Source organism: Mycolicibacterium hippocampi, assembly GCF_010723735.1.
Classification (GTDB): domain Bacteria; phylum Actinomycetota; class Actinomycetes; order Mycobacteriales; family Mycobacteriaceae; genus Mycobacterium; species Mycobacterium hippocampi.
Genome location: NZ_BLLB01000002.1, coordinates 3166251 through 3183433, shown reverse-complemented (window position 1 = coordinate 3183433; position 17183 = coordinate 3166251). Strand labels below are relative to the sequence as shown.

17 protein-coding genes and 1 pseudogene are annotated in these 17183 nt (G+C 67.8%); 3 read left to right on the top strand and 15 right to left on the bottom strand.

Annotated features, from left to right (window positions below):
• Nucleotides 1-25 precede the first annotated feature (25 nt).
• The 5 genes from G6N53_RS16510 to yajC form a co-directional block, all read right to left on the bottom strand.
• Nucleotides 26-571: an adenine phosphoribosyltransferase gene (locus tag G6N53_RS16510; RefSeq protein ID WP_163890134.1), complete on the bottom strand. Its 546-nt coding sequence runs from the start codon at nt 569-571 to the stop codon at nt 26-28.
• On the bottom strand, nt 553-2214 hold the full coding sequence (locus G6N53_RS16505) for an ABC transporter substrate-binding protein (protein WP_163890132.1): 1662 nt from the start codon (nt 2212-2214) through the stop codon (nt 553-555). The genes G6N53_RS16510 and G6N53_RS16505 overlap by 19 nt, the downstream gene beginning before the upstream one ends.
• 14 nt (nt 2215-2228) lie before the next feature.
• On the bottom strand, nt 2229-3509 hold the full coding sequence (gene secF, locus G6N53_RS16500; protein ID WP_163890130.1) for a protein translocase subunit SecF: 1281 nt from the start codon (nt 3507-3509) through the stop codon (nt 2229-2231).
• Between the two features lie 3 nt (nt 3510-3512).
• The gene (secD, locus tag G6N53_RS16495; protein WP_163890128.1) at nt 3513-5270 is read right to left on the bottom strand and encodes a protein translocase subunit SecD; all 1758 of its coding nucleotides are present in this window, start codon (nt 5268-5270) and stop codon (nt 3513-3515) included.
• An 83-nt stretch (nt 5271-5353) separates the two neighbouring features.
• Nucleotides 5354-5698, bottom strand: coding sequence for a preprotein translocase subunit YajC (gene yajC / locus G6N53_RS16490; RefSeq protein ID WP_163895965.1), 345 nt, complete (start codon nt 5696-5698; stop codon nt 5354-5356).
• Nucleotides 5699-6038: 340 nt separating this feature from the next.
• Between yajC and gabT the strand changes: the two genes are divergently transcribed.
• The gene (gene gabT, locus G6N53_RS16485; protein ID WP_163890126.1) at nt 6039-7382 is read left to right on the top strand and encodes a 4-aminobutyrate--2-oxoglutarate transaminase; all 1344 of its coding nucleotides are present in this window, start codon (nt 6039-6041) and stop codon (nt 7380-7382) included.
• Between the two features lie 79 nt (nt 7383-7461).
• Here gabT and G6N53_RS16480 read toward each other — a convergent pair whose 3' ends face one another.
• The 10 genes and pseudogenes from G6N53_RS16480 to G6N53_RS16435 all read right to left on the bottom strand — a co-directional run bounded on the left by G6N53_RS16480 (nt 7462) and on the right by G6N53_RS16435 (nt 14119).
• On the bottom strand, nt 7462-8175 hold the full coding sequence (locus G6N53_RS16480) for a hypothetical protein (RefSeq protein WP_163890124.1): 714 nt from the start codon (nt 8173-8175) through the stop codon (nt 7462-7464).
• Between the two features lie 103 nt (nt 8176-8278).
• Nucleotides 8279-8691: pseudogene (locus tag G6N53_RS16475) on the bottom strand (DUF1304 domain-containing protein).
• A gap of 25 nt (nt 8692-8716) precedes the next feature.
• Entirely contained in the window at nt 8717-9784 is a 1068-nt protein-coding gene (ruvB, locus tag G6N53_RS16470) for a Holliday junction branch migration DNA helicase RuvB (protein ID WP_163890123.1), read from the bottom strand.
• A complete protein-coding gene (ruvA, locus tag G6N53_RS16465) occupies nt 9784-10371 on the bottom strand; it encodes a Holliday junction branch migration protein RuvA (protein WP_163890121.1) in 588 nt (195 codons plus the stop codon). Before ruvA ends, ruvB begins: the two co-directional genes overlap by 1 nt.
• Nucleotides 10368-10961, bottom strand: coding sequence for a crossover junction endodeoxyribonuclease RuvC (gene ruvC, locus G6N53_RS16460; protein WP_205390394.1), 594 nt, complete (start codon nt 10959-10961; stop codon nt 10368-10370). The genes ruvA and ruvC overlap by 4 nt, the downstream gene beginning before the upstream one ends.
• Before the next feature lie 79 nt (nt 10962-11040).
• Entirely contained in the window at nt 11041-11544 is a 504-nt protein-coding gene (locus G6N53_RS16455; RefSeq protein ID WP_163890119.1) for a flavodoxin domain-containing protein, read from the bottom strand.
• Nucleotides 11541-12158 (bottom strand): hypothetical protein, encoded by a 618-nt coding sequence (locus tag G6N53_RS16450; RefSeq protein WP_163890117.1) that lies wholly within the window; start codon nt 12156-12158, stop codon nt 11541-11543. Before G6N53_RS16450 ends, G6N53_RS16455 begins: the two co-directional genes overlap by 4 nt.
• 143 nt (nt 12159-12301) lie before the next feature.
• Nucleotides 12302-12646 (bottom strand): hypothetical protein, encoded by a 345-nt coding sequence (locus tag G6N53_RS16445; protein ID WP_237166539.1) that lies wholly within the window; start codon nt 12644-12646, stop codon nt 12302-12304.
• Nucleotides 12647-12675: 29 nt separating this feature from the next.
• On the bottom strand, nt 12676-13431 hold the full coding sequence (locus G6N53_RS16440; RefSeq protein WP_163890113.1) for a YebC/PmpR family DNA-binding transcriptional regulator: 756 nt from the start codon (nt 13429-13431) through the stop codon (nt 12676-12678).
• 70 nt (nt 13432-13501) lie between these two features.
• Nucleotides 13502-14119 carry a TetR/AcrR family transcriptional regulator gene (locus G6N53_RS16435; RefSeq protein WP_163890111.1) on the bottom strand — a complete coding sequence of 206 codons (618 nt, stop codon included), beginning with the start codon at nt 14117-14119 and terminating at the stop codon, nt 13502-13504.
• A gap of 53 nt (nt 14120-14172) precedes the next feature.
• On the opposite strand from G6N53_RS16435, the gene G6N53_RS16430 reads away from it, so the two are divergent.
• Nucleotides 14173-15894: a CocE/NonD family hydrolase gene (locus G6N53_RS16430; protein WP_163890109.1), complete on the top strand. Its 1722-nt coding sequence runs from the start codon at nt 14173-14175 to the stop codon at nt 15892-15894.
• A gap of 68 nt (nt 15895-15962) precedes the next feature.
• Nucleotides 15963-17174, top strand: a complete 1212-nt coding sequence (locus G6N53_RS16425; protein WP_163890107.1) for an acyl-CoA dehydrogenase family protein — start codon at nt 15963-15965, stop codon at nt 17172-17174.
• The last annotated feature ends 9 nt before the right edge of the window (nt 17175-17183 follow it).

Here is a 17183-nt window from a genome sequence, read left to right as displayed (position 1 = left end):
GCTGTGCTCTCCGCAGGATATCCGCTCAGACGGTGTAGAGGCTGGTGACCGGCAACGGCTCCAGCACCGCACGACCCCCCAGGGCGGCGAGCTCCAACATCACCACCGCCCCGATCACCTCCGCTCCTGCGGCGGTGAGCAACCGGTTGGTGGCGGTCAGTGTCCCGCCGGTCGCGAGCACGTCGTCGATCACCATGATCTTGCGTCCCGCCAACTCGATTCCCTCGGCTGGAACCTCGAGCGTCGCGGTGCCGTACTCCAGGCTGTAGGTCTCGGTCAGCACCGGCGGCGGCAGCTTGCCGCCCTTTCGAACCGCCAGCACGCCGATGCCCAGCTCGAGGGCGACCGCGCCGCCGAGCAGGAATCCGCGGGCATCCACACCGGCCACCAGGTCCGCGCCGCGGGCGAGCTCGGCGATCGCTCGGCTGACCTCGGCGAGACCGCCGGCATCGGCGAGCACCGGGGTCAGATCCTTGAACTGGATACCCGGCTCGGGAAAGTCGGGCACTTCACGCAGCAGCGAGGCGATGACCTGCGCCACCCCTGTGGTACTCACTGGCTCAGTTGCCATCGGTCCATGTTCCACCCCGCACCCCATCGCGTCGGATTGCTACTCACCGCATACATCTGTGTCGACGTCAGCAGTGTCCGCTGCTGACGGTACAGCGGCAGGGTCGGCATGTCGGTCCACAGGATCTGACCTCCCTCGCCGAGCAGCCGGGCGAGCTCCTTGGGGTCGGAGATCACAGCCACCGTCGAGATGATCCCGTCGATGCGCTCGTTGGTGTAGCGGGGCAGGTTGTTCCCGTTGCCGCTGTGCAGGCTGTAGGCGTCCATGATCGAAGACCCCGACGAGCCACTGCCCGCCGCTCCGCCGACGCTCGCAATCAGCACATCGATCTCGTTGTCGCGCAATGACAGCGGTCCGATCTCCTCGTCTGCGACGTCCTCGACGGTGATCCCCGCCGGCGCACACGCGTTCGCGATGGACCCCACCATTGCGGCCAGTCGGGCGTTCGGTGTCTGGTAGCCGATGCGCACCATCAGGGGCTGACCGCCCAGTGCGTCGCGGGCGGCGTCGGGATTCGCGGCGACGAACTGCCCGGCCTCCGGCGGGGTCTCGGCCACCCCGTAGGCATCTTCGGTTGCGGCGTTGAGGCGCGAGTCGAAGACCGGCACCGACGCGGTGCGGGCGATGACGTCTCTGGGGGTGCACAACGCAAGGGCCCGGCGCGCGGGAACCGCGGCCAGCGGGCCCTGCGGGGCGAAGATCAGCTGTTCGACGCCCGCCGACGGCGCATCGGTCCGCTCGTAGTCGTCCGGAAGGTTCAGCGTGCCCGACGATCCGGCGGTGATGTCGACGACGTCGTAGGCGCCCTCGTTCACCCGGTCCTGCAGATCGGCGCTGCGGGGCCACACGGTGACCCTGCCGGTGATCGGTGGGGCACCCCACCACTGGTCGTTGGCGACCAGCACCACGCCGCCTTCTGCCGTCACCGATTCCAGCTTGTAGGGCCCCGACGACGGGAAACGATCCAGGTCCAGGTCAGGGGCCAGGTCCCAGGTGGTGTTCCAGGCCTGGGCGATGCGCTCGACGACCGGCCCGTCGTTGTTGAGCAACGCCGTGGTCACCCCGCCGTCGCCGAGACCGAGTTCGTCGGCGATGACGTGTGACGGCATCAGCGATGTCGCGGCGAACAGCTGACCGTAGTCGGTGAACGGACGGTCCTGCGCGAAGGACACCCGCGCCTTCTTCTGCCCCGGCGCACAGTCGATGGAGGCGATGTCGGTGTAGCCGGCCCGGTTGGCCGCGTCGAACCAGGGGAACCTTCCCGACTGCGACGCCCATGCCAGCACCATGTCATCGCAGGTGATGGGTTTCCCGTCGGAGTACACCGCCTCGGCCTTGATCTCGTAGTCGAGGATCAGTGGTGTCCGGCCCACCACCGAGATGCTGCCGAAATCGTGGTCACCGACCACCTGGCCGTCCGGGCCGTGGTAGTTGAACCCCGTCAGCACCCGGGCGAAGGCCGCAGGACCGCCGGACGCCGCGCCGGCGACGGTGTTGGTGTTGTAGGTGGTCAGCTTCCCGTCGACGACGTAGTCGATGGAATCCGCGGGGCTCTCCGAGCACGACGTGAGCCCCAGGGCACCCACCACTGCCAGTACCGCGGACAGCAGTGTCGTGCGACGCGGGCGGGGGCGGTGGGTCATCGGACCTACCGCCCCTAACGCTTTCCGGGGCTTCGCTTACCCGACGGTCGTCCGGTCCTGCTGGAGGTGGGCCGGACGGGGCGGGCACCCGGCGCCGGCTTGTCCGGCGGCAGTGGCGCGGGCACGGCCGGGGCCGCGACCGATGCCGGCTCGGCGTCGGTGCGCTCGTCCGCGCCATCGGTGTGCGATTCGGCGTCGGCCGACTTCGCCGCCGCGGTCTGGCGCCGGTTGAAGACCTTCGTGTTGTGCTTGCGCACCACTTCGGTACGTTCGCGCAGGCTCACCAGAAGCGGGGTGGCGAAGAAGATCGACGAGTAGGTTCCGACGATCACACCGACGAACTGGACCAGAGCGAGGTCCATCAGGGTGCCGACACCCAGCAGCCACACCGCGATGACCATCAGTGCCACGATCGGCAGCACCGAGATGAGGCTGGTGTTGATCGACCGCATGAACGTCTGGTTGACCGCCAGGTTGGCTTGTTCTGCGAAGGTGCGTCTGGTCGTGTGCTCGAAGCCCTGGGTGTTCTCCTCGACCTTGTCGAACACGATGACGGTGTCGTAGAGCGAGAACCCCAGGATCGTCAGCAACCCGATCACGGTGGCCGGGGTGACCTCGAATCCGACGAGCGCGTAGACGCCGGCGGTGACCAGCAGGTCGAACACCAGGGTGGTCAGCGCGGCGATCGCCATGTAGCGCTCGTAGCGCACGGCGATGTAGATGGCCGCCAGGACGAGGAACACGACCAGAGCGATGAGGGCTTTCTGGGTGATCTGGCCGCCCCAGGTCTCCGAGACCGCTGAATCGCTGATCGCCTGCCTGCTCGGCTCACCGTCGGCGCCCCGCGGCTGGAACTGCTCGAACAGCGCGGTGCGCAGTTCCTCGGTCTCCTCGTTGCTCAGAGTCTCCGAGCGGATCTGGAATGTCGCCGTTCCACCGCTGCCGACCACCACCACCGACTCGGGTGCCTTGCCGATCGTCTCGCTGAAGACCTGCTCGACCTGCTGTGTGGTGGCCTGCCCGTCACCACGCGGCAGCGAAACCTTGGTACCACCCTCGAAGTCGATACCGAAGGTGAAGCCCCGCAACAGGATCGCCCCGAGAGAGATGGCGACGATGACAGCGGTGACGGCGTACCAGAACTTGCGCCGGCCCATGACCTCGAACGCGCCGGTACCCGTGTAGAGCCGGACGAAGAAGCCGTGCTTGGGGACGTCGCCCACTGCGAACTCGGGGTCCGGTGCCTCGACTGCGTTCGATGTGGCCGTCTCACCGCGGTTGTGCCGTGCCGCCATCTGCTATCCCCGTCCCGCGGCGTGTGCCGCCGCTCGGCGTTCGCGTGCGATCTGCTGGACGGCTCCCAATCCGTTCAGGGACGGCTTGGCCATCGTCGTGGACTTGGACGCGAGATAGGCCAGCGGCCACGTCACCAGGAACACGACGACGACGTCGAGGATCGTGGTCAGTCCCAAGGTGAACGCGAAGCCCTTCACCTGGCCGACTGCCAGGAAGTAGAGCACTGCAGCGGCCAGGAACGTGACGGCGTTGCCGGACAGGATCGTCTTGCGCGCCCTGGCCCAGCCTCGCGGAACCGCGGACCGGAAGGAGCGGCCCTCGCGTATCTCGTCCTTTATTCGCTCGAAGAACACCACGAACGAGTCGGCCGTCATCCCGATGCCGATGATCAGACCCGCGATGCCGGCCAGGTCCAAGGTGTAGTTGATCCATCTGCCGAGCAACACCAGGATCGCGAAGACCATCGCGCCCGACGCCACCAGAGACAGCGCGACGAGCAGACCCAGCGCACGGTAGTAGAGCAGCGAGTACAGCAGCACCGCAGCCAGACCGACCGCGCCGGCGATCAGTCCCGCCCGAAGTGAAGACAGGCCCAGGGTGGCGGACACGGTCTCGGCCTCCGAGGACTCGAACGACAGCGGCAGCGAACCGTACTTCAGCACGTTGGCCAGTTCCCGCGCCGAATCAGCGGTGAACTGCCCGGTGATCTGGGTGCGGCCGCCCGGTATGGCCTCCTGGATCTGGGGGGCACTGACCACCTGCGAGTCCAGCACGAACGCGGTCTGGGTGCCGACGTTGGCCGCGGTGAACTCGGCCCACACGTCTCCGGCATCACTCTTGAACTCCACGTCGACGACGTTCTCGCCACGCTGCTGGTCCAGTCCGGAAGTGGCGTCGGCGATCCCCTCGCCGCTGATGATGGAGCTGTCCAGCAGATAGACCTCGTCACCGTCGACCGAGCAGGTCACCAACGGCAGATTGGGGTCGTCATTGCCCGAGAGGACATCCTCTTCACCGCAGCGGGTCGCCTGGAACTGCATGGCCAGGATCTGGATCGCCTGCTCGGAGCTCTGCCTCAGCTGCTTCTCGTCCTGGATCCGTTCGGCCAGCGGCGCGTCGTCGTTCTGCAGTGGCCCGGGTTCCGGGCCCGGGGCCGGCTCTGGCCCGGGTGACGGGCTCGGTGCCGGTTGCGCGGGGAACGGACGGGGCTGCGGCGTCGGGGGCGCTTCGGCAGGGGGTGCTCCCGGTGCAGCGCCCGGAGGCGCGCCCGGGGCCCCTCCGGGTGGCATGCCCGGGACCGCGCCGGGTGGCATACCCGGGACCGCGCCCGGCGGTGGCATGCCGGGCAGGGGTGCTTCCTGCGGCGGTCCGGCGCCCTCGGCCGGGATGGCATGGATCACCGGCCGGATGTACAGCCGCGCCGTCTGCCCGAGGCTGCGGGCTTCGCTGCCGTCGTTGCCGGGCACGGTGATCACGAGGTTCTGGCCGTCGATGATCACTTCCGAACCCGACACGCCCAGGCCGTCGACGCGGGCGCTGATGATCTGTTGTGCCTGGTTCAGCGCATCCTGGGTGGGCGGTGAGCCGTCCGGGGTGCGCGCAGTGAGCGTGACCCGGGTGCCGCCCTGCAGATCGATACCGAGCTTGGGGTCCGGCTCCTTGTTCCCGGTGAAGAACACCAGCAGGTAGGCGCCGATGACCAGCACCAGGAACACAGCCAGGTAGCGGGCAGGGTGCACCGGCGTCGAGGACGATGCCACGTGTAAGGGTCTCCTAGAGATCAGTTCGTCAGGTACCGCGCAGGGCGCAGAGGCTCACAAAGACTACGTGCTGGCGCTGAGTGTCAGCTGTCAGTCTTGGTGTTCCGGCTCTCGGTGATCTCGGTGGCCTCGTCGAAGTCGTCATCCTCGACGTCGTCGACCTCGTCGGCTCCGTCGACGATGCGGTCCCGCACGGCCAGCTTCATCCAGGTGGTGACGACGCCGGGAGCGATCTCCAGGTCGACGTACTCGTCGCCGAGGGCGGTGATGGTCCCCTGCAGGCCCGAGGTGGTGTGGATGCGGTCACCGACCTCCAGCGAGTTGTGCAGGTCGATGGTGGCCTGCATGGCCTTCTTCTGGCGGCGCGACGCGAAGTACATGAACGCGCCCATGACGATGAGCAGTGGGAGGAAGATGACCAGATCCATGGCAGCCGTGTCTTTCGTATCGGTCTCGCGGTCACGGCTCCCGAACCCGCGGGTGGGGGCCGCATCTATGAAGAAGCTGTTGACCAGTGTGCCATTGCGGCCGACCGCGCCCACGTCCCCGGGTCGGCTTCGGCGCCCCCGCAGCCGGGTCGCCGGTGGCCGGCGGGAGCGATCCCAGGCGACAGTGCGACGAAATCCGTTGCCGCGGTGCCGTGTCACTGATCTTCCCGGTACGAGCAGTGTTGGTTCTCGACGGATCCAAGCACCTTGCGACTAGGCTCGAACCCACCGCGGCAGTCCAATTCTTCCGTTTCCGTACGGGCACCCAGGAGGTTTCCAGTTGAGCACCCTCGAGCAGAGCCGCCACCTCGCCACCGAGATCCCGGGCCCGCTGTCGACCGAGCTGATCGCCCGAAAGAGCGCCGCGGTCGCGCGCGGAGTGGCCAACACCATGCCCGTGTACGCGGCGCGGGCGTTCGGCGGCATCGTCGAGGACGTCGACGGCAACCGGCTCATCGACCTCGGCTCGGGAATCGCGGTCACCACCATCGGCAACTCCTCACCCCGGGTCGTCGAGGCCGTTCGTGACCAGGTGGGCAAGTTCACCCACACCTGTTTCATGGTGACCCCGTACGAGGGGTACGTCGCCGTCGCCGAGGCACTCAACCGGCTCACCCCTGGTACCGGCGAGAAGCGGTCGGCGCTCTTCAACTCCGGTTCGGAGGCCGTCGAGAACGCAATCAAGATCGCCAGGACCTACACCGGCAGGCAGGCCGTCGTCTCGTTCGACCACGCCTACCACGGCCGGACCAACCTGACGATGGCGCTCACGGCGAAGTCGATGCCCTACAAGCACGGGTTCGGCCCGTTCGCGCCGGAGATCTACCGCGCCCCCATGTCCTACCCGTTCCGCGACGCCGAGTTCGGCAAGGAGATGGCCACCGACGGCGAACTCGCCGCCAAGCGGGCGATCAATGTCATCGACAAGCAGGTCGGTGCCGAGAACCTCGCCGCGGTGATCATCGAACCGATCCAGGGTGAAGGTGGCTTCATCGTCCCCGCCGACGGCTTCCTGCAGGCCGTGCTGGATTGGTGCCGCGCCAACGACGTGGTGTTCATCGTCGACGAAGTGCAGAGCGGGTTCGCGCGCTCCGGCGCGATGTTCGCTTGCGAACACGAAGGCATAGTGCCCGACCTGATCGTCTCCGCGAAGGGTATCGCCGACGGGATGCCCCTGTCGGCGGTCACCGGGCGGGCCGAGATCATGGATGCACCGCACGTCAGCGGCCTGGGCGGGACCTACGGCGGTAACCCGGTGGCATGTGCGGCCGCACTGGCGACGATCGAGACCATCGAGGCCGAGGGCCTGGTGCAGCGCGCGGCCGAGATCGAGACGCTGATGAAGGACAAGCTGGGCCGGATGCAGGCCGAGGACGAGCGCATCGGCGACGTCCGCGGGCGTGGTGCGATGATCGCCGTCGAACTGGTCGAGCCGGGCACCACCGAACCCGACGCGGAGCTGACCAAGAAGCTGTGCGCGTCGGCGCACCGTGCCGGGGTGATCGTGCTGTCGTGTGGGACGTTCGGCAACGTGCTGCGGTTTTTGCCCCCGTTGACGATCAGCGACGAACTGCTGCTCGAGGGCATCGACGTGATCGCGGGCATCCTCGCCGACATCCGCTGACACCGCGGGAGCGCACCGCCTCGAGGCTCCCCCGCCGCACCCTCTCGGAAGTGCGGCCGGGAACCTCGATGGCAGCGCGTTAGTGGTGACTCAGCGTGCGGTCACTGCGGTCGCCGCGGCGGAACATGTTGCGCCAGCTGCGGCCGCCTTCGCCGGTGGCCTTGTGGTCGGCCCTGTGACCCGAGGTGACGGCACCGCCTGATGCGTCTTCGGCCGCCACGTCCTGCGGGCCGGTGTGGGTGCCGACTGCAGGGTCGGTCGACACACCGTGGTCGGGCGACTCCAGTGGCCGTTGGGCGTATTCGACGTCGCGGACGCTGCGCACCGACAGGCGGCCGAGCCCGAGCGCACCCAGGAACACGACGAGCGCGCCGAGTCCGTAGAAGTACGTCAACTCGAGCCACACCTGCTTGGTCTCGGCCGCGGCGACCGGCGTGCCGACGTCGCCCAGCCCGAGTGGACCTGCCAGCGCACGACCCACCACGAACCACGCACCGCCGGCGACAGCCAGCCAGCTACCGAGCATCGCGGTCGCGCGGTTGCGGGACGCCAACAGGATCAGTCCGCCGACCACGACCACCACACCCGGCAAAACCTCGAGCCAGCCTCGGCCGGTGGTCCACGCCCACGGCCGGTCCGGACTGAACGCGAAGTCGAAGTACGGACCCACGAACGGGATCAGCGCACCCCAGGCACCCAGCAGTATCAGCAAGAACCCGCTGGCCGCGCCGCGGCTACGGGCAATCTTCATCCGGCCGCCCCGGGGACTGTCCGGATGCTTCGATCCGATCATGATTCCTCCTCTTGAGTGGAGGACGGGTACCCGACAGCGAACGCAGATAACCCCGATACGGCGTGGATTTACCGGTTTGAGACCAACGGGCCGGTGCACCCGGCTACAACGCCACTCCCACCACCAGTTGCACAATGGCGACGAGTGGCAACAACCCCTGGTTCACGGCGGCGCGCGCCTTGTCCGGCGACGAAGCGAGCAACACCACGGCGGCGGCCAGCATCGAACCCACTCCCGCGAACACGAGCGCGATGCCCACTGACTGGGAGCCGCCGACGACGATTGTCACCCCCACCACGGTGACGATCGCCAGGAACAGGTTGTAGAAGCCCTGGTTGAAGGCCAGCAGCTTGGTGGCCTGGGCCTCTTCCTCGGTCGTACCGAAAACCGCGCGGGTTCGAGGCGTCGTCCACGTCTGGGGGTGCCCCCAGCTTCCTAGGGGGACGACTCCAGCACAAAAATGTAGACGTGGAGCAACGCCGCGAGCACCGCCGCGATCAAGCCACCGGTCAACATCGCTCGATCTCCCGACTCGGTCCTGTCATTCGAACAGCCCGGCCTGGCCCAGCCCGGTGGCTCCGCTGGGCGGTGTCATTCCCAGGTGCGTCCAGGCCTGGGCGGTGGCGACGCGGCCGCGCGGCGTGCGCGCGATCATGCCGGCCCGTACCAGAAACGGCTCGCACACCTCCTCGACGGTCGCGGCTTCCTCCCCTACCGCCACGGCGAGCGTCGACACTCCGACCGGGCCGCCGGCGAAGCTGCGCGTCAGCGCCGAGAGCACCGCGCGGTCCAGCCGGTCCAGGCCGAGTTCGTCGACGTCGTAGACCGCCAGCGCGTACTTGGCGATGTCCCGGGTGATGACGCCGTCAGCGCGCACTTCGGCGTAGTCGCGGACCCTGCGTAACAACCGGTTGGCGATGCGGGGCGTACCGCGGGACCGGCGGGCGATCTCGGATGCCGCGTCGGCACCCAACTCGATACCGAGGATGCCTGCCGAGCGGGCCAGCACCCGCTCGAGCTCGGCCGGCTCGTAGAAATCCATGTGCGCGGTGAACCCGAAGCGGTCACGCAGCGGGCCGGTCAGCGCGCCCGACCGGGTGGTGGCGCCGACCAGGGTGAACGGCGCGACCTCCAACGGAATCGACGTGGCGCCGGGGCCTTTGCCGACGACGACGTCGACGCGGAAGTCCTCCATCGCCAGGTAGAGCATCTCCTCGGCGGGCCGGGCGATCCGGTGGATCTCGTCGATGAACAACACGTCGTGCTCGACGAGGTTGGACAGCATCGCCGCCAGATCCCCGGCACGCTCCAGCGCAGGTCCGGACGTGACGCGTAGCGAGGTGCCCAGCTCGGCGGCGATGATCATCGCCAGCGACGTCTTGCCCAGACCGGGCGGCCCGGACAGCAGAATGTGGTCGGGGGTGCCGCCACGGTTCTTGGCTCCCTCGAGCACCAGCTGCAGCTGCTCGCGGACCCGGGGCTGGCCGATGAACTCACCGAGCGATCGGGGCCGCAGGCTGGCGTCGATGTCACCCTCGCCGACCGTCAGCGCGGCGGACACCTCGCGGTCGCTGGTGTCCTCGTGGTCTTCCTCGTCGAACCGGCCCATCACTTCCTACCCAGCATGGACAGCGCCGAGCGCAGTGCGCTCGACTGGTTGGCGTCGGGGTCGTCGGCGAGCACCTTGTCGGTGGCCTCCTCGGCCTGCTTGACCGCGAACCCGAGCCCGACCAGTGCCTCGACGACCGGCCCGCGCACGGTGTGGCCGCCGGCCGTGGCGGGGCCCGTCGACGCCACCACCCCCACCTTGTCCCGCAGCGTCAGCACCAGCAGCTCAGCAGTCTTCTTGCCCACCTTGGGGATTCGGGTCAGCGCGGTGACGTCACCGTCGCCGATCGCCTGCCTCAAGGTGGGGCCGTCGTACATCGCGAGGGCTCCGAGCGCAATGCTCGGGCCGATGCCGGAAACCCCGATCAGGGTGAGGAACAGATTGCGGGCATCGGCGTCGGCGAAGCCGTACAGCGTCATCGAGTCCTCGCGGACGATCATCGCGGTGATCAGCCGGGCCTCGGCGCCGCGGCGCAGACCGGCCAGCGTCGCGGGGGTCGCCATCACCTTGTAGCCGACACCGGCGGCTTCGATGACGGCGTGGTCGAGGGCGATATCGAGGACTTCGCCTCGCACCGCGGCGATCATGTACCGCTCCGAGACATCCGCACCGGTTTCGCGTGACCCTTGGCGGCTTTCAGCGTGGCCTGGTACTTGCGGCGCTGCTCGGCCGCCATCGCCTCCGCCTCGGCCATCCTGGCGATCATCGGGGCCCGCCAGCAATGGCAGATCGCCAGCGCCAGTGCGTCGGCGGCGTCCGCAGGCGTCGGCTTCTGCTGCAGGGTGAGGATTCTGGTGACCATCTCGGTGACCTGTGCTTTGCCGGCCCGTCCGTTGCCGGTGACCGCAGCCTTGACCTCACTGGGTGTGTGGAAGTGCACGTCGATGTCGCGCCGGGCCGCGGCCAGCGCGATCACCCCGGCGGCCTGGGCGGTGCCCATCGCGGTGGAGGCGTTCTGGTGCGCGAACACCCGCTCGACGGCGATCACGTCGGGTCGGTGGGTGTCCATCCAGTGTTCGACGGCGTCGCTGATGGTGAGCAGACGGTGCGCCAGCGGGTGCTCGGCCGGGGTGCGCACCACGTCCACATCGAGCGCGATCACCTGACGGCCCTTGCCGCTCTGGATGACCGACAGGCCGCACCTCGTCAGCCCGGGGTCGACTCCCATCACCCGCACGTCAGCCCCTTCGTCAGAACATCTGTTCGAGAGCTTAGCGGCTGCCGCCGACGACCCCGGGCAGGGACACGCGCCGATCTCAGATCGAGCGGCGGGCGACGTCCAGGTGCCCGGCGATCGACGCCACCCATTCACGCACCTGTGCGGCGTCACGCCAATCGCCAGCGCTGGCCTTCGCCATTGCGCTCGCAGGGAATCCCTTCGCGTCCGGGCTGAGACGACCGCCGAACGTCACGTGCCCACGGGCGCCGACGCGGGCCATGAGTTTTCGGACCTGTCGAGTCGGCGCGATGTCGCCTTGTGCCGCAGTATCATCCAGGGGTCCACTGCTGACCAGCCACACCGGCAAATCGCTGAGTGCAGCGCGATTCCGCCGCACGAAACGCCTGGCGTCGCGGTGCCACCGGTTTGCGTACAGCGCCCCGGCGACGATCACCACATCTGCGCCCTCGAGGGTGGCGATCTCGCTCGCCGGGGACACCACGACTTGGTGGCCGGCGTCGGTCAATGCATCACCGATCATGGCGGCCAGACCGGCGGTGCCGCCGCGTTGTGATCCGTACGCGACAAGAATGCGGCTCATCGGTCGCGGCTCACCGCTGATACACCTGTCGCCGCGGACGCAACGGCGTCGGCGGCAATCTGTCCCAGCGTGGCCCGCATGATGTGCCCGACAAACGGCCGGACCAGTCGCCAGTAGCGAAGGAACCGCCGGCGCGACGCGAAATCGGTCGTCAGCGTGCGACATTCGTAGCTGAGCAGCGTGGCGGTGCCATAGGGCCGGACGGAGAGGTTCGCAGCGATCTTGCCCCAGCCGGGTTCGTTGAAGCCCGCGAAGTCGGCAACGGCGACATCTCGCCATTCGATCGTGGGCTGCCAGAATTTGCCGACTGCGCCGAAGGCGATCTCGCGATTCGGCTGTTCACCGAGGAACGTCCACCCGGGCAGCCCCATGTCCTCCCTGATCAAGAGTTCGGGCATTCGCGGCGCGGCCTTTCCGGTGATGCGGGCCGGCAGGGCCCGAAGCCACATCGACACGTCCAGCAGTGGCGAATGCACGGTGAGCAGATCGAGGTCCTTGGCAGCCGTGAAGGTCTGCGCTGGGTCCGCCGCGACCACCAGATGCTCGGCAATCGCGGTGTCGTAGGTCGGCATCATCGAATCGATGACTAGTGGTTCGGTATCGGCAACGGCCATAGGTGCCACTGTGCGGCAGGTTGGCCGCGGGCCCTAGGGTCTATGGTCACCGTCGGGCGGTACGAGCGACTTCCGCGGTGAGTCGGCGCTCGCCGGGCCCGCGGGCCACAGAACCGGCGGTCCCGCTGCGCCGAGGTCGGCAGTCAACGAAGCTCGACGGCCGTATGCTGCACGTCCCATCGGCCGCCATCGTCGGCCTCCCCTTGTGCCCGGGCCCACTCGACCAGTTCGCTGATGCGCTGTCTGGAACCACGCCAGCCGCGCACCCGTTCGCGGTCGACCTCGACGCCGTCGCATTCGACGACGATGGTCCACGGGACCCCCAGCCACTTGGCCATCAGCCAGAACGGCCACATCACCATCAGCGGCAGCGCGATCAGAAGCAGAACCATGTCGAGGGTCGCGAAGCCGGTCTCCCATGGGAGCGTCCGCCACCACCAGCGACGCACCGTCCACCCCGCGCCGTCGAGGTCTCTCACCTTCGCCATGGGCCGCTGCTTCCGATCGCGCCGGGCTGTCAGTCCTCGTCGAGCGCGGCGGCGACGTCGTCGGGAATGTCGATGTTGGTGTAGACGTCCTGCACGTCGTCGCTGTCCTCCAGCGCGTCGACGAGCTTGAACACCTTGCGGGCAGCCTCGAGGTCGACGGGCACGGTCACCGAGGGCTGAAAGCTCGCCTCGGCGGAGTCGTAATCGATTCCGGCTTCCTGCAACGCAGTTCGAACGGCAACCAGATCGGTTGGCTCCGAGATGATCTCGAAGCTGTCGCCGAGATCGGTGACATCCTCGGCGCCGGCTTCGAGCACCGCGGTGAGCACGTCGTCCTCGGTGAGGCCGTTCTTCTCCAGCGTGATGACGCCCTTACGGGAGAACAGGTAGGCCACCGAACCGGGGTCTGCCATGTTCCCGCCGTTGCGGGTCATCGCGACCCGGACTTCACCCGCGGCGCGGTTGCGGTTGTCGGTCAGGCACTCCACCAGGACAGCGACGCCGTTGGGTCCGTAGCCCTCGTAGGTGATGTTCTGCCAGTCCGAGCCGCCGGCTTCCTCACCGCTGCCCCGCTTGCGGGCGCGTTCGATGTTGTCGTTGGGCACCGAACTCTTCTTGGCCTTCTGGATGGCGTCGTAGAGCGTCGGGTTGCCTGCCGGGTCGCCACCGCCGACCCGGGCGGCGACCTCGATGTTCTTGATCAGCTTCGCGAACATCTTCCCGCGGCGCGCGTCGACGACGGCCTTCTTGTGCTTGGTGGTGGCCCACTTGGAATGGCCGCTCATGCAGCTACTACCTCGCTCGTCTCAGTCGGTGGCAACCCGACGAGTCTACGTCGACGCCGCTGGGGCGTAGTCACACCCGCGCCGAGATGTCGCCCTGGATGTAGCGCTGGAGGTTCGGGGCAACAGCGGCGACGATCTCGTCCTCGGTCATCGATGCGACGGGCTCTATCTTCCACACGTAGCGCATCATCGCCAGGCCCATGATCTGTGACGAGATGAGTCCGCTGCGCACCAGCCGATCGCGCTCGTCGACGCCTATCTCAGAAACGCCCATCAGGCTTCGCTCGACGATCAGCCGTAGCTTCTCCCGGGTGGTCTGCTCGTGTGCGGCCGTCTGCAGCACTGCGCGCAACACCGGGCCCACCTCGTCATCCGCCCAGGCGGCGAACATGGCGCGGAGCAGCGCGCCACCCAACCCGCCCACCGGTGTCGCCCAGGTCTTGGCCACGTCGTCCAGCCACTTTGGCGGCGGCGTCGTCGCGGCATCGAGCAAGCGCTCCTTGGACCCGTAATAGTGGTAGACCAGCGCTGGATCTACGTCGGCGCCGCGGGCGACGGCACGCAACGTGGTCCCCGCCCATCCGGTCTCGGCGAAAGCCGCGCGGGCTGTGTTCAGGATCTGCGCGGCCAGCACACCGCGGTCGTCCCGCGGACCCGGGTTAATCGACTTCTTCGGCACATGTTTCATCCTAGCGTGAATCTCACGTTGCGTTGAAACTAGTTTCATCGTACCGTGAAACTATGTCCAACCACGAACGTGTGCTCAACGGCCCGCAGACGACAGGTCGTGAGTTTCGGAATCTCAGCCGGCCCCGGTACGGGATCCGTCACATCAACAACGCCGCAGTGCCGATGCGTGACGGGGTGGCCCTGCTCGCCGACGTCCACTGCCCCGATTCGCACGGCAGATACCCGGCGTTGATCGCAGCGTCGCCCTACCCCCGCCAGATGCAGGATCTCGGGGCGCCCGCCGGGTTCATCGAGGCCGGCGCCACCGACTTCTGGGTTCCGCGCGGATATGTCCATGTGATCGCCAACGTCCGTGGCACCGGCGGCTCCGGTGGCACTTTCGGATTCTTCGACCCACAGGAACGCCGCGACATGTACGACCTGATCGAGTGGGCAGCATCGCAACCGTGGTGCGACGGCAACGTGGGCATGATCGGCATCAGCTACTTCGCCATGGCGCAACTGGAGGCCGCCGTCGAGCGGCCACCCCATCTCAAAGCCATCTTCCCCCTCGCGGTGACGGCGGATCTCTACGAGGCGGCTTCGCACCACGGCCTGGCCAGTACGTCGTTCGTCACCCCGTTCCTGGCGATGATGGGGCTGACATCGGACCGCAGCGACACCTTCTGGCGGCGCAACCCGGTGATCGCGGTGGCCCGCCGAATCCTCAACACCCCCCGGGTGCACCGCAAGTTCGCCACCATGAACGGTGAAGGCGCCGTCACGATGATGCGTGAGCTGCTCAAGCTTCCGCACAGTCCGCACCCCTGGGACGACCTGTGGCTGGAGACGATGGTCAGACGCCCGCTGCGCGACGAGTGGTGGGAGGCCCGCAACCTGCTGCCGCTGTTGAAGAACATCGACATCCCGGTCTACCTCGGTTGCGATTGGGAGAATGTGCCCCTGCATCTCCCTTCGACGTTCACTGCGTGGAATGCCCTGGCGGACAACCCGAATGTGCGGATGGCGTTACTGGGCAAGTTCGGCCTCACCTGGCCGTGGGAAAGTCTGCACACCGAGGCGCTCGCCTGGTACGACCACTGGCTCAAGGGCGTCGACACCGGGATCATGGACGGTCCGCCGGTCCGGTATGTGCTGCCCGGCGTCGACGACTGGCGCAGCGCCGATTCCTGGCCGCCTGCGTCCACCCACCGCCAACTGGCGTTGCGCGCCGACGGCGAACTCTCCGAAGAAGAGGGCCGGCCCGGGGAGCGCGAGTACCTGACGCTCGGCTCCGGACTCAACCGTGCGAAGGCCAGCCCGATCGATCCACCGTCCATGCTCACGTGGACCTCTGCGGCACTGCCCGCCGACCTCGATGTGGCCGGCGGCATCGAGGTCCGCCTGGTGGCGTCGGCAACCGCGATGGACACCGCGTGGATGGCCACGCTGCAAGATGTGGCGCCCGACGGCGAGGTCACCGATGTCACCGCCGGCTGGCTGCGCGCGAGCCTGCGAACTGTCGACGAGGCGGCGAGTCGGGACGGCGCTCCCGTGCTGCCTTGCACTGAGGCCGTCGCAGTCCCGGTCGGCGAACCACTCACCTATCGAATCCCTTTGGTGGCCAATGCCCGCCGGTTCGCCGCCGGCCACCGGGTGCGTCTGGTGCTGACCAGCGACGACCAGGATCCGGCCACTCCGGCGATCATGAACTTCCGGCACGCGAGTGTCGGGACTAGCAGCCTGAACACTGTTCGCTCATCGTCACGGCTGCTGCTTCCGGTCCTCGAGTGAAAGCCCGCGGTGTTCCTTCGGTCACAGTCCACAGGCAACGAACTTACTGCGAAGTAAGATTCTTGCCCATGACGTTCTCCCTGGAGCTGTCCCCCGACCTGACCCACGTCCGCGATTGGGTGCACGAGTTCGCCGCCGACGTGGTCCGTCCCGCGGCAGCGGAGTGGGACGAACGCGAAGAGACGCCGTGGCCGATCATCCAGGAGGCGGCCAAGGTCGGGCTGTACTCCATGGACCTGTTCGCCGAGCAGGTCGCCGAGCCTTCCGGCCTGGGCTTGATCGTCGTGTTCGAGGAGATGTTCTGGGGAGACGCCGGCATTGCGCTGGCCATCCTGGGCACCGGGCTCGCCGCAGCCTCGCTGGCCGCGAACGGAACCCCGGAGCAGGTCGGCGAATGGGTGCCACAGATGTTCGGCAGCATCGATGAACCCGAGGTCGCCGCGTTCTGTTCGTCGGAGCCCGGCGCCGGATCCGACGTCGGCGCGATCCTGACCCGGGCCCGCTACGACGAGGCCACCGACGAGTGGGTGCTCAACGGAACCAAGACGTGGGCCACCAACGGTGGCATCGCCAACGTCCACGTCGTGGTCGCGTCGGTACATCCGGAGTTGGGCACCCGGGGCCAGGCGTCGTTCATCATCCCGCCGGCAACCCCGGGGCTGAGCCAGGGCCAGAAGTTCCTCAAGCACGGCATCCGCGCCTCTCACACCGCCGAGGTGGTGCTCGAGGACGTCCGCATCCCCGGCCGGCTGATCGTCGGCGGCAAGGAGAAGTTCGACGAGCGGATCGCCAAGGTGCGCGAGGGCAAGAAGGCGGCCGGCCAGGCGGCGATGGCGACCTTCGAGCGCACCCGGCCCACCGTCGGCGCGATGGCGGTTGGGGTGGCCCGGGCCGCCTACGAGTACGCCCGCGACTACGCCTGCGAGCGTGAGCAGTTCGGGCGCAAGATCGGCGACTTCCAAGGGGTGGCGTTCAAGCTCGCCGACATGAAGGCCCGCGTCGACGCTGCCCGACTGCTGGTCTACCGCGCCGCGTGGATGGCCCGCAACGGCAAGGAGTTCACCTCCGCTGAAGGTTCGATGGCCAAACTGGTGGCCAGCGAGACGGCGGTCTACGTCACCGACGAAGCGATCCAGATCCTCGGCGGAAACGGCTACACCCGCGAGTACCCCGTCGAGCGGATGCACCGTGACGCCAAGATCTTCACCATCTTCGAGGGGACCAGCGAGATCCAGCGCCTGGTCATGGGGCGTGCCATCACCGGCCTGCCGATCCGCTGATTTCGCGCC

What these genes read in the sequence shown, in the direction of transcription:
- yajC (WP_163895965.1), bottom strand. Translation starts at nt 5,698, where the DNA reads ATGGATCTGGTCATCTTCCTCCCACTGCTCATCGTCATGGGCGCGTTC.
- G6N53_RS16430 (WP_163890109.1), top strand. Translation starts at nt 14,173, where the DNA reads ATGTCCAACCACGAACGTGTGCTCAACGGCCCGCAGACGACAGGTCGT.
- G6N53_RS16425 (WP_163890107.1), top strand. Translation starts at nt 15,963, where the DNA reads ATGACGTTCTCCCTGGAGCTGTCCCCCGACCTGACCCACGTCCGCGAT.
- ruvB (WP_163890123.1), bottom strand. Translation starts at nt 9,784, where the DNA reads ATGGGCCGGTTCGACGAGGAAGACCACGAGGACACCAGCGACCGCGAG.
- G6N53_RS16450 (WP_163890117.1), bottom strand. Translation starts at nt 12,158, where the DNA reads ATGGCCGTTGCCGATACCGAACCACTAGTCATCGATTCGATGATGCCG.
- G6N53_RS16435 (WP_163890111.1), bottom strand. Translation starts at nt 14,119, where the DNA reads ATGAAACATGTGCCGAAGAAGTCGATTAACCCGGGTCCGCGGGACGAC.
- G6N53_RS16445 (WP_237166539.1), bottom strand. Translation starts at nt 12,646, where the DNA reads ATGGCGAAGGTGAGAGACCTCGACGGCGCGGGGTGGACGGTGCGTCGC.
- G6N53_RS16510 (WP_163890134.1), bottom strand. Translation starts at nt 571, where the DNA reads ATGGCAACTGAGCCAGTGAGTACCACAGGGGTGGCGCAGGTCATCGCC.
- ruvA (WP_163890121.1), bottom strand. Translation starts at nt 10,371, where the DNA reads ATGATCGCCGCGGTGCGAGGCGAAGTCCTCGATATCGCCCTCGACCAC.
- secF (WP_163890130.1), bottom strand. Translation starts at nt 3,509, where the DNA reads ATGGCGGCACGGCACAACCGCGGTGAGACGGCCACATCGAACGCAGTC.
- G6N53_RS16440 (WP_163890113.1), bottom strand. Translation starts at nt 13,431, where the DNA reads ATGAGCGGCCATTCCAAGTGGGCCACCACCAAGCACAAGAAGGCCGTC.
- G6N53_RS16480 (WP_163890124.1), bottom strand. Translation starts at nt 8,175, where the DNA reads ATGATCGGATCGAAGCATCCGGACAGTCCCCGGGGCGGCCGGATGAAG.
- G6N53_RS16455 (WP_163890119.1), bottom strand. Translation starts at nt 11,544, where the DNA reads ATGAGCCGCATTCTTGTCGCGTACGGATCACAACGCGGCGGCACCGCC.
- G6N53_RS16505 (WP_163890132.1), bottom strand. Translation starts at nt 2,214, where the DNA reads ATGACCCACCGCCCCCGCCCGCGTCGCACGACACTGCTGTCCGCGGTA.